Here is a 9,080-nt window from a genome sequence, read left to right as displayed (position 1 = left end):
TCATCGGCCTGATCGCCGACGTTCAGCGGCAAGGCACCGAAGACACTGCCAGCGGAAACCCGCTGCAGGCCGTTGACCCGGATGTCGGCGATCCTGAAAGGGGAGGCCTGGGCCAGCGAGGCTTTCAGCAACAGGATGGAGAGCAACAGGCGCGGGTAGTTCATCGGGGGTTCCAGACAAGCGGATTCGAAGGGGGCAAGCGCGGGCAACCCGCTAGCAGCGGGCGATGAGGATACGGGCGGGCTGTGTACGGCGCGGTTAGCCGAGGGTAAAGATGTGTAAAGTCCGACCGGCCGGCGGTGACAGTGCCGGCCTGGGGGGCGATCATTACAGCCCCTGCAATTGCGATGTCTGGCCCCGATGATCCCTGTGCTGCTGGTCGACGACGACCGCGAACTGACTGAAATGCTCTCTTTGTACCTGGCGCGCGAAGGCTTTCAGACCACTGCCGTGAATACGGGTGAAGAAGGCGAGACCCAGGCGTTGTCCGGTCACTTCCAGGTGGTTGTGCTGGATGTGATGCTGCCGGGTATCTCTGGCATCGAAGTGCTGCGGCGCGTGCGTGCGCGCAGCCAGGTGCCGGTGCTGCTGCTGACTGCCCGTGGCGACAACATCGACCGTATTGCCGGCCTTGAGCTGGGGGCCGATGACTACGTGCCCAAGCCCAGCTCCCCGGGTGAACTGGTCGCACGCCTGCGGGCGATCCTGCGCCGGGTGCAGCCGCACCCCACGGGTGAGGGCAGTGCGCCCGAACACGTGCGCACGGGCGCATTGAAAATGTGGCCGGGCCGTCGTGAGGCGCATTGGGGCGAAGCCACGCTGGAGCTGACCGGCTCGGAGTTCAGCCTGCTCGAAGCGTTGGCCCGCCAGGCTGGCCAGCTGGTCAGCAAGCAAGACCTGTCACTCAATGCCTTGGGCCGGCCGCTGACTCGTTATGACCGGCGCATCGACGTGCACGTCAGCAGCATCCGGCAAAAGCTCGGCCCGCGCGCCGATGGCAGCAGCTGGATCCAGAGCGTGCGTGGCATGGGCTACATGCTGATAGTCGAATGATGCGCCGGCGCCTGTTCTGGAAGCTGTTCCTGGCGTTCTGGCTGGCCAACTGCCTGACTTTCCTGGTGGGTGCGGGTGCCTTCATGCTCAATGACTGGCGCGGCGATACCCCGGCGCTGCGTTCGCTGCTGGCCACCGAACTGCAGCTACTGCAGCGTTACGGTGAGCAGGCAGGCCGGCAACTGCTGGAGGTGTCACCGCAGCCGCCGGATGTGCAAGTGGGCCTTTATGACAGTAAAGGCCAACTGCTGGCGGGCAGGGCGGTGCCGGTGTCGCGTTTCGAGCAGGCGTTGAGCGACCGCGAGGGTCGCCCGCTGGTGCTGCGTGCGTCGGTGGCCACGGTGCTTGGCGAACCGCCGCGCCCGCGGGGCATGGGCCCGCTGTTCACCGGCACGCTGATGAGTGCGCTGTTTGCCTTCCTGTGCAGCCTTTACCTGACTCGCCCGTTGGCCTGGCTGCGCGAAGCCATGGCCCAGGTGGCCCAGGGTAGGTTCGATGTGCGCGTGAAGCCCAGGCTGGGCAAGCGGCGCGACGAGATTGTTGAACTGGCCGAGGACTGCGACCGCATGGCCGGCCAGCTAAAGGCGCTGGTGCAGGCGCAGCAGAACCTGCTGCACGATATTTCCCACGAACTGCGTTCACCGCTGACCCGCATGCATGCCGCCATCGGCCTGATGCGTCAGCAACCCGACCGACATGACATGCTGGAGCGGGTGGAGCGCGAGTCACGGCGCATGGACGACCTGATCGAGCAGCTACTGACCTTGGCCCGCGCCCAGGCTCGGCAGGGCGACAGCGACTTTGCCAGTGTGGATGTGGTAGACCTGCTGGCGCAGATCGTTGAAGACGCCCGTTTCGAGGCAGGCATGAAGCAGTGTCAGGTGTCCCTGCAAGCCCAAGGCGCGTTTCTTATCCATGGGCATGAAGAGTTGCTGTACCGGGCGTTCGAGAACATCATCCGCAACGCCGTGCGCTACACCGCCGCCGGCACAGAAGTGTTGGTGCAGGCTGCGCTGGCACCGGGCGGGCAATGGTTCCAGGTCAGTGTCAGCGACCACGGTCCGGGCGTAGACCCGGCGCGGCTGAAGCGCATCTTCGAGCCGTTCGACCGAGGTACCGACAGCAGCGACGATGGCTTTGGCCTGGGCCTGGCGATTGCCCAGCGGGCCATCGCCCTGCATGGCGGCTGCATCACCGCGCTGGCCGCAACCAGCGGCGGGCTGCGGGTGCGCATCGAGCTGCCGCAAGCCCGCCCTACTTGAAGCCGGTTACCGCATGGGGGACGTAAGGGGCCTGCAAGCGCGCCACCTCGGCCTCGCTCAGCTGCAGTGACAACGCGGCCAGTGCATCGTCCAGGTGGGCGGGCTTCGAGGCGCCGACGATAGGGGCGCTGACGCCGGCCTTGCCCAGTACCCAGGCCAGCGCAACCTGGGCCATCGGCACGCCCCGTTCGCCAGCGATCTGCTCGACCACATCGATCACCCGGCCGTCTTCCACCTCGGTCTTTTCATAGAACGACTGGCCGGATACATCGCTGCGGGTGCGTGCGGTCTGCTGCCCGTGCGGCCGGGTCAGGCGCCCGCGGGCCATCGGGCTCCAGGGCATCAGGCCGACCCCTTGGTCCAGGCACAGCGGGATCATTTCGCGTTCTTCTTCGCGGTAAATCAGGTTGAGGTAATTCTGCATCGACACGAAACGGCTCCAACCGTTGCTGGCCGCCACCTGCTGTGCCTTGGCGAACTGCCAGGCGTACATCGACGATGCACCGATGTAACGGGCCTTGCCGGCCTTGACCACGTCGTGCAGGGCCTCCATGGTCTCCTCGATGGGGGTGTGGTAGTCCCAGCGGTGGATCTGGTACAGGTCGACGTAGTCGGTACCCAGGCGGCTGAGGCTGGCGTCGATGTTGGCCATGATCGCCTTGCGCGACAAGCCTTGCTCGTTGGGCCGGCTGGCGCCTTCCCACATGTTGGCCGGGAAGAACACCTTGGTGGCGATCACGGTTTCTTCGCGGCGGGTGAATTCCTTCAGCAGTTTGCCGAGGATGATTTCCGAAGTGCCGGCCGAATAGCTGTTGGCGGTGTCGAAGAAGTTGATGCCTTGCTCGACGGCATGGCGAATGATAGGTCGGCTGGCGTCTTCGCCCAACGTCCAGGGATGAGTGCCGGCGTCGGGTTCGCCGAAGGTCATGCAGCCCAGGCACAGCCTGGAGATGTCCAGCCCGGTGTTACCCAGCTTTACGTATTGCATTGTCGTCTCCTTCAAGGGCGTTAGTGATTGCGTCAGCCTAACGCGGGCAGCCTTGCGCGAAAATTCCGTATTGATGCAGGTCCCATCCGCAAAAATTCACAAGCGCAGCAATGGCCGCACCTGTTGCTGGAGGAAGTCGGTAACCGCCTTGATCCGTGGGGTGGCGCGCACGTCCTCATGCACTGCGAGCCAGATTTCGATGCTCATGGTCTGCTCGGCGCTGCCGGCTTCCTTCAGGCCGTGCTCCTGCGCCATGAACGCGGGCAGGCAGGCGATTCCGATGCCGCCGGCACAGGCTTGAGCCTGGATGCGCAGGTCATTGCTGTGCAGCGCAAAGGGCTGCTGGCCGGCTTGCCGGTTCAGCCATTGCTGTTGAGGGGAACTGGCCTGCGACTCGTCGTAACCGATGTAGCGCCGGGCCGCCGCGCTGGCCAGGTAGCCGGGCGAGGCGTACAGCCGGTAGGCCAGGTGGCCCAGAAGGCTGGCAACCAGGGTCGGTTCTGTGGGCCGGGCCAGGGCGATGCTGATGTCGGCTTCGCGGCGGGCCAAGGATGCCTTTGATTTGCTGCCCACCAGCTTCAGGCGCAACTGTGGGTAGCGCTGGTACAGCTCGCCCAGGCGCCGGGCGACGATGCTGCCGAGCAGTGCCGGTGGTGCCGACAGCACCACTTCGCCTTCTACCGCCTGTTGGCCGGCGCTGGCGAAATGTTCAAGGGCGAAGGAGGACAGGGTCATTTGCTCGGCAAGTTCGGCAACGCGTCGGCCTTCGTCGGTGAGCACATAGGCGCGGGGACGCCGGTCGACCAGCTTGAGCTTGAGCGAGGCTTCGAGCGAAGCGATGCGCCGGGCCACGGTGGCGTGGTCGACGCCCAGTGCCTTGGCGGCGGCGGACAGCGAACCGGCCGAGGTGAAGGCAGAGAAATGTCGCAGGTCTTCCCAATCGAACATGAAGGGCTCGGCAGTGGCTTGTGCGGAAGGGGGTAGGGTAGCGTTTTCTGGGGGGCACTGTGGATTGCGGCGGGTTGGAGATTTTGGGGCTGCGCTGCAGCCCCACATGGCTGGCCTCAGTGGCCGCCTTTCATCCGTCGCGCCATCAGATAGATGCCCAGGCCAACCAGCGCAGTCGCGGCGCCGATATAGCCAGTACTGGTCCAGCCCATGCCCGCAGTAATCGCCATGCCACCCAACCATGGCCCCAGAGCATTCGCCAGGTTGAATGCGGCATGGTTGGACGCTGCAGCCAGGCTCGGCGCTTCATGGGCAATGTCCATCAGGCGGATCTGTAGCGGCGCGGCCAGGGCAATCATGGTCCCCACCAGGCCGATACCCAACAGCAGGCTCCACAGCGCCTGGGCGGCGAAGGTGAAGAACAGCAGCACTGCGATCGACCACACCAGCACCAGCCCCACGGCGCGGAACTGCAGGCGGTCGAACAGTTTACCGCCGGCAATGTTGCCGACGATGCCGCCCACCCCGAACGCCGCCAGGCCGAACGGAATCCACTGTGGCGATACCTGGGTCACTTGCAGCATGGTCGGCGCCAGGTAGCTGAACACCGTGAACATGCCGGCGAAGCCGATCGAGGCGATGGCCAGCGCCATCCACACCTGCGGCAGCGTGAAGGCTTGCAATTCCTTGCGTGGGTCGCTGCGCACTTCGTCGTGGCGCTGCGGCACAAAGCGCCACACCAGGGCGATGGTGCACAGCGCGATGGCGCCAACCAGCACGAACGCCGAACGCCAGCCGAAAAACTGGCCCAGGTAGGTTGCCACCGGGTTGCCGAGCAGCATGGCCAAGGTCAGGCCCATCATCACCCGGGCAACCGCACCCGCTCGCTGGTCCTTGGCCACCATGCTCGATGCCACCACTGCGGCAATGCCGAAGTACGCGCCGTGTGGCAGGCCGCTGATGAAGCGGAAGGCAACCAGGCTGCTGAATGAGGGGGCGAAGGCAGTCGCCAGGTTGCCAACGGCGTACAAGGCCATCAGCAGCAATAGCATGTGCTTGCGCAGCAGCCGGGCGCCCAGAATCGCTAGCGTCGGGGCGCCAACCATCACCCCCAGTGCGTAGGCACTGATGGCATGGCCCACCTGGGGCTCACTCAATTGCAGGTTGCTGGCGATGTCGGGCATCAGGCCCATGATGGCGAATTCGCCGGTGCCGATGGCAAAGCTGCCCAGCGCCATGGCGGCTTCCATCTTCGCGACGGTGCTTTTACTGGGGAGAGGGGGTATTTCCTGGACTGACATCTGTATCCCTTTTGAAACATGCTGAAACGTTCAAGGCGGGATCATAGTCAATATTTGCCGATAACGTCGAGGAAGCTGACCGGCTGGGGCTTTTGGCCCTTTCTGCGTGCGGTCTTGAATGGCCGCTCGACGGTTTCATCACTGGGCTACCGGGTGGAGTACAAAAGTACTCTGCTTGGATTTCCGGCACACAACAGCGAGCGCATAACTGAAATGCCGGGATGTGATGGCAAGCCGTACGCCTGCTCTTTTAGACTGCCGCCTGCGTGCGCCGACATCCGGCCCGCTTGGTCGATAAGGTTGCTTTAGTGAATGCTGGCGTACGTTTTCCCGGGCCTTTGGGTATTTTCTGGCTGGGCCTGCTGCAAATCCTGGTGTGGGGTGGTTCGTTCTTCCTGCTGGCGGTGATGGGCAAGCCAATCCTGCGCGAGACTGGCTGGGACAGCAGCTGGGTGTATGGGGCGCTGTCGCTGGGCCTGATGGTTTCGGCGCTGCTGGCGCCGCTGTCCAGCCGCCTGGTGGCGCGTTATGGCGGGCGCTCGCAACTGGCCGCCAGCGGTGTGGTAGTAGGGCTGGGCTTGCTGGTGGTTGCCAACTGCCACAGCCTGCTGGTGTTCCTGCTGGCCTGGGTGATCATTGCCGCGGGGATGGCAATGGGGCTGTATGAAGCGCTGTTCGCCACCCTCGGTGCCTTGTATGCGGAACGGGCAGGGCGGGCGATTACCGGTATCACCCTGATTTCGGGGTTTGCCACCACCATCACCTGGCCGGTGGTGGCCCTGGCCATCGAGCAACTGGGCTGGCGCACGGCGTGTACGGCTTATGCGCTGGTGCTGATCGTTGCCGTGGCGCCGTTGTACCTCTGGGTGTTGCCGGCAGGCCAGCCCGCACACAAGGCCCAGGGCGTGACGGCGACGAGCAATCTGCCTGTGGACCGCCGCCTCTATTGGCTGCTGACTGCAATCTTTGCCATTGGCGCGATCATCATGACTGCCGTTTCGGTGCAGCTGGTCGCAGTACTGCAGGGCCAGGGGCATTCGCTGGCGGCTGCCATTGGCCTGAGTGCCTTGCTCGGGCCGAGCCAGGTGGCATCGCGGGTGCTGCAGATCATCGCCGGCAAGCGCCACCCGATCTGGACTGCACTGGTGTCATCGGTGCTGGTCGCCGTCGGCCTGACGCTGGTGGCCGTGGCGCCCGGCGTGACCGCGCTGGGCCTGTTGCTGTATGGCTGTGGCAATGGCCTGCGCGCCATTGTCAGGGGGCTGCTGCCGCTGGCCCTGATGCCGCCAGCCCAGTATGTTGCGCTGATGGGCAAGATGTCGCGCCCCTCGTTGGTTGGCCAGGCACTGACGCCTTTGGTGGGTGGCTACCTGTTCCAGCACTTCGGCGCGACGGGGGTACTGGCAACGCTGTCGGCGCTGGCATTGACCAGTGTCGTGCTGGTGTTGCTGGTGATGCATGGCCTGCCGCGGCAAACGGCGTGATCAGGCGCTACTCATTTGGCTAGCAAGGACGATAAAGATGTCAGATGCATTACGTAACCAGTTGCTTATCGATGGACCGGCCGGCCAGATCGAACTGCTGATCGACCACCCGGCCGGGCCGCCAAAGGGGGTGGTGCTGGTCAGTCACCCACAACCGCTGCTGGGCGGGAGCCCGCGCCATATTGTGCCGCTGACCCTGGCGCGTCAGCTGTGCGCAGCCGGTTGGCAGGTGGTGCGGCCGAGTTTTCGTGGGGTAGGGCAGACACAAGGCGCGCACGACGAGGGCATCGGCGAAGCGCAAGACTGCATCGCGGTCATCCGTCACTTCAGCCGGGAGTTGCCGGAGCTGCCAATAGCCTTGGTAGGGTTTTCTTTTGGTGCCTATGTGTTCGCCCGTGTGGCCTGTGCGCTTGAAGGGCAGTTGCAGGCAGTGGCGTTGCTGGGGCTGCCGGTGGGTGATGTACCGGGCGGGCGCTATTACGAGCCATTGCCGGTGCCTGCGGATTGCCTGCTGCTGCATGGCGAACAGGATGACATGGCGCCGCTGGCCAACCTGTTGCAATGGGCAGGCCCGGGGCAACGGGCGGTTTCGGTTTATGCCGGTGCCAACCACTTTTTCAAGGGTTGCCTGGGGCGCGCAGCCGAGCAGGTGATCGCCCATCTGGCGTTGAAAACCGCGCTACCCTAGAACGGCTGGGGTGGTCTGGCACCGGCGTTGCCGGTGTTCGCGGCTGAAGCCGCTCCCACATTGATGATCGCGCTGGCTTCAAAGCATGCGCCATACCTGTGGGAGCCGCTTTAGCCGCGAAAGGGCCGGAACAGGCTAGCCTCACCGCTCCAGGTAATGCGTCTGCGCAGCAAAGTCGATGAACCGCTTGCTGGCCAGCGACAGGTATTCCCCGGAGCGCCAGCACAATCTGAAGCTCATCTGCTGCGCGGGCCGGAACGGCACCCCGACGATGCCCGGCGTGCGCTGCTGGACCGAGCGCAGCAGGGTCGCCACGCCCATGTTGTCCAGCGCGGCCTGCACCACCAGCGAGACGAAGTTGCTCTGCAACGCCACCTGGTAAGTAATGCCATGCTCGGCGAAGAACGCGTCCAGAAGGTGACGTTGAACGAACGTGCGGTCGAACACGACCATGTCGGTATTGCGCAGGTCTTGCGCCGTGAGAAAGGCTTTGCCGGCATAAGCGTGGTCAGGGTGCATGCACGCCAGCATCTCGTCACTGCCCAGCAGGATCGATTCCTTGTCGGGCGGCACTCGCCTGGACTCCAGCAGGGCCAGGTCGATTTCCCGTTGTTCCAGGCGATGGCCAATGTCCTCGGCACTGCCTTCGAACACGGTCATGGCAATGCCTGGATACAGCTGGCGGAAGGCGTTCATCAATCCCGGTACATAGTGCAGGCCGAACATGGGCGGGATGCCCAGGCGCACTTCACCGCGTTTCAGGTCGGCCATGTCGCGCAGCTCTTGTCGGGCAACATCCATCTCGCGCAGCGCCGACGCAATGCGTGGCAGGAACTGTTCGCCCTCGGCGGTAAGGATGACTTTGCGCGTGGTGCGGTTGAACAGGGTCACGCCCAGTTCTTCTTCCAGACGGGTTACGGCCATGCTTAGCGCAGGCTGGGCGATGTGCAAATGCTGGGCAGCCTTGGTGAAGCTGCCTTGGCGCACGATCTCGACGCAGCAGCGCAATGCCTTGAGGTTCATTAGGTGTTCTACCATTCATAACGAACTGTGATGCTAAGCATCATAACAATATATTTATTATTATTAACCAGAGGGCCTACGATGCGCGCCACTGAGACATCCTGCAATATCTCAGTCACGCAGCGTAATAATGCTGCAATCCCACAAAGATTTTGAGGTAGTACCCCAAATGGCCAAGGCCGCCGATGTCGTTGTGCAATGTCTGGAAAACGAAGGTGTCGAGTATGTGTTCGGCATTCCTGGTGAGGAAAACCTCGACCTGCTCGAATCCCTGCGCAAGTCGAAGATCAAGCTGGTACTGACCCGTCACGAGCAGTCTGCAGGTTTCATGGC

At 63.7% G+C, this 9,080-nt stretch carries 9 protein-coding genes and 1 pseudogene; 5 read left to right on the top strand and 5 right to left on the bottom strand.

Going from position 1 to position 9,080, the window contains the following annotated elements; all coding sequences use genetic code 11:
• Window positions 1-164 (bottom strand): annotated as a pseudogene (locus SB756_RS27850) (outer membrane assembly protein); the annotation flags it as partial.
• A 196-nt stretch (window positions 165-360) separates the two neighbouring features.
• On the opposite strand from SB756_RS27850, the gene SB756_RS27845 reads away from it, so the two are divergent.
• Together SB756_RS27845 and SB756_RS27840 are read left to right on the top strand one after the other, a co-directional pair.
• Window positions 361-1,053 (top strand): response regulator, encoded by a 693-nt coding sequence (locus SB756_RS27845; protein WP_410912705.1) that lies wholly within the window; start codon window positions 361-363, stop codon window positions 1,051-1,053.
• Entirely contained in the window at window positions 1,050-2,315 is a 1,266-nt protein-coding gene (locus SB756_RS27840) for an ATP-binding protein (RefSeq protein ID WP_410912703.1), read from the top strand. The genes SB756_RS27845 and SB756_RS27840 overlap by 4 nt, the downstream gene beginning before the upstream one ends.
• Here SB756_RS27840 and SB756_RS27835 read toward each other — a convergent pair.
• The 3 genes from SB756_RS27835 to SB756_RS27825 all read right to left on the bottom strand — a co-directional run bounded on the left by SB756_RS27835 (window position 2,308) and on the right by SB756_RS27825 (window position 5,552).
• Window positions 2,308-3,303 carry an aldo/keto reductase gene (locus tag SB756_RS27835; RefSeq protein ID WP_410912701.1) on the bottom strand — a complete coding sequence of 332 codons (996 nt, stop codon included), beginning with the start codon at window positions 3,301-3,303 and terminating at the stop codon, window positions 2,308-2,310. The genes SB756_RS27840 and SB756_RS27835 overlap by 8 nt on opposite strands.
• A 96-nt stretch (window positions 3,304-3,399) precedes the next feature.
• On the bottom strand, window positions 3,400-4,251 hold the full coding sequence (locus SB756_RS27830; RefSeq protein WP_341795624.1) for a LysR family transcriptional regulator: 852 nt from the start codon (window positions 4,249-4,251) through the stop codon (window positions 3,400-3,402).
• 116 nt (window positions 4,252-4,367) lie between these two features.
• Window positions 4,368-5,552 (bottom strand): MFS transporter, encoded by a 1,185-nt coding sequence (locus SB756_RS27825; RefSeq protein WP_341795623.1) that lies wholly within the window; start codon window positions 5,550-5,552, stop codon window positions 4,368-4,370.
• Window positions 5,553-5,911: 359 nt separating this feature from the next.
• On the opposite strand from SB756_RS27825, the gene SB756_RS27820 reads away from it, so the two are divergent.
• Together SB756_RS27820 and SB756_RS27815 are read left to right on the top strand one after the other, a co-directional pair.
• On the top strand, window positions 5,912-7,036 hold the full coding sequence (locus tag SB756_RS27820; RefSeq protein ID WP_410912711.1) for an MFS transporter: 1,125 nt from the start codon (window positions 5,912-5,914) through the stop codon (window positions 7,034-7,036).
• A 37-nt stretch (window positions 7,037-7,073) separates the two neighbouring features.
• The gene (locus SB756_RS27815; RefSeq protein ID WP_410912699.1) at window positions 7,074-7,724 is read left to right on the top strand and encodes an alpha/beta hydrolase; all 651 of its coding nucleotides are present in this window, start codon (window positions 7,074-7,076) and stop codon (window positions 7,722-7,724) included.
• Window positions 7,725-7,865: 141 nt separating this feature from the next.
• Here SB756_RS27815 and SB756_RS27810 read toward each other — a convergent pair whose 3' ends face one another.
• Window positions 7,866-8,747, bottom strand: a complete 882-nt coding sequence (locus SB756_RS27810; protein WP_410912709.1) for a LysR family transcriptional regulator — start codon at window positions 8,745-8,747, stop codon at window positions 7,866-7,868.
• 169 nt (window positions 8,748-8,916) lie between these two features.
• Between SB756_RS27810 and SB756_RS27805 the strand changes: the two genes are divergently transcribed.
• On the top strand, window positions 8,917-9,080 hold a 164-nt coding region (locus tag SB756_RS27805), incomplete at its 3' end, for a thiamine pyrophosphate-binding protein (protein WP_410912707.1).

Source organism: Pseudomonas sp. SIMBA_068 (assembly GCF_046534705.1).
GTDB lineage: Bacteria > Pseudomonadota > Gammaproteobacteria > Pseudomonadales > Pseudomonadaceae > Aquipseudomonas > Aquipseudomonas putida.
This window is presented reverse-complemented; position numbering and strand designations above follow the sequence as displayed.

Coding starts and splice junctions, on each gene's coding strand:
- SB756_RS27845 (WP_410912705.1), top strand. CDS start 361: ATGATCCCTGTGCTGCTGGTCGACGACGACCGCGAACTGACTGAAATG.
- SB756_RS27840 (WP_410912703.1), top strand. CDS start 1,050: ATGATGCGCCGGCGCCTGTTCTGGAAGCTGTTCCTGGCGTTCTGGCTG.
- SB756_RS27835 (WP_410912701.1), bottom strand. CDS start 3,303: ATGCAATACGTAAAGCTGGGTAACACCGGGCTGGACATCTCCAGGCTG.
- SB756_RS27830 (WP_341795624.1), bottom strand. CDS start 4,251: ATGTTCGATTGGGAAGACCTGCGACATTTCTCTGCCTTCACCTCGGCC.
- SB756_RS27825 (WP_341795623.1), bottom strand. CDS start 5,552: ATGTCAGTCCAGGAAATACCCCCTCTCCCCAGTAAAAGCACCGTCGCG.
- SB756_RS27815 (WP_410912699.1), top strand. CDS start 7,074: ATGTCAGATGCATTACGTAACCAGTTGCTTATCGATGGACCGGCCGGC.
- SB756_RS27810 (WP_410912709.1), bottom strand. CDS start 8,747: ATGAACCTCAAGGCATTGCGCTGCTGCGTCGAGATCGTGCGCCAAGGC.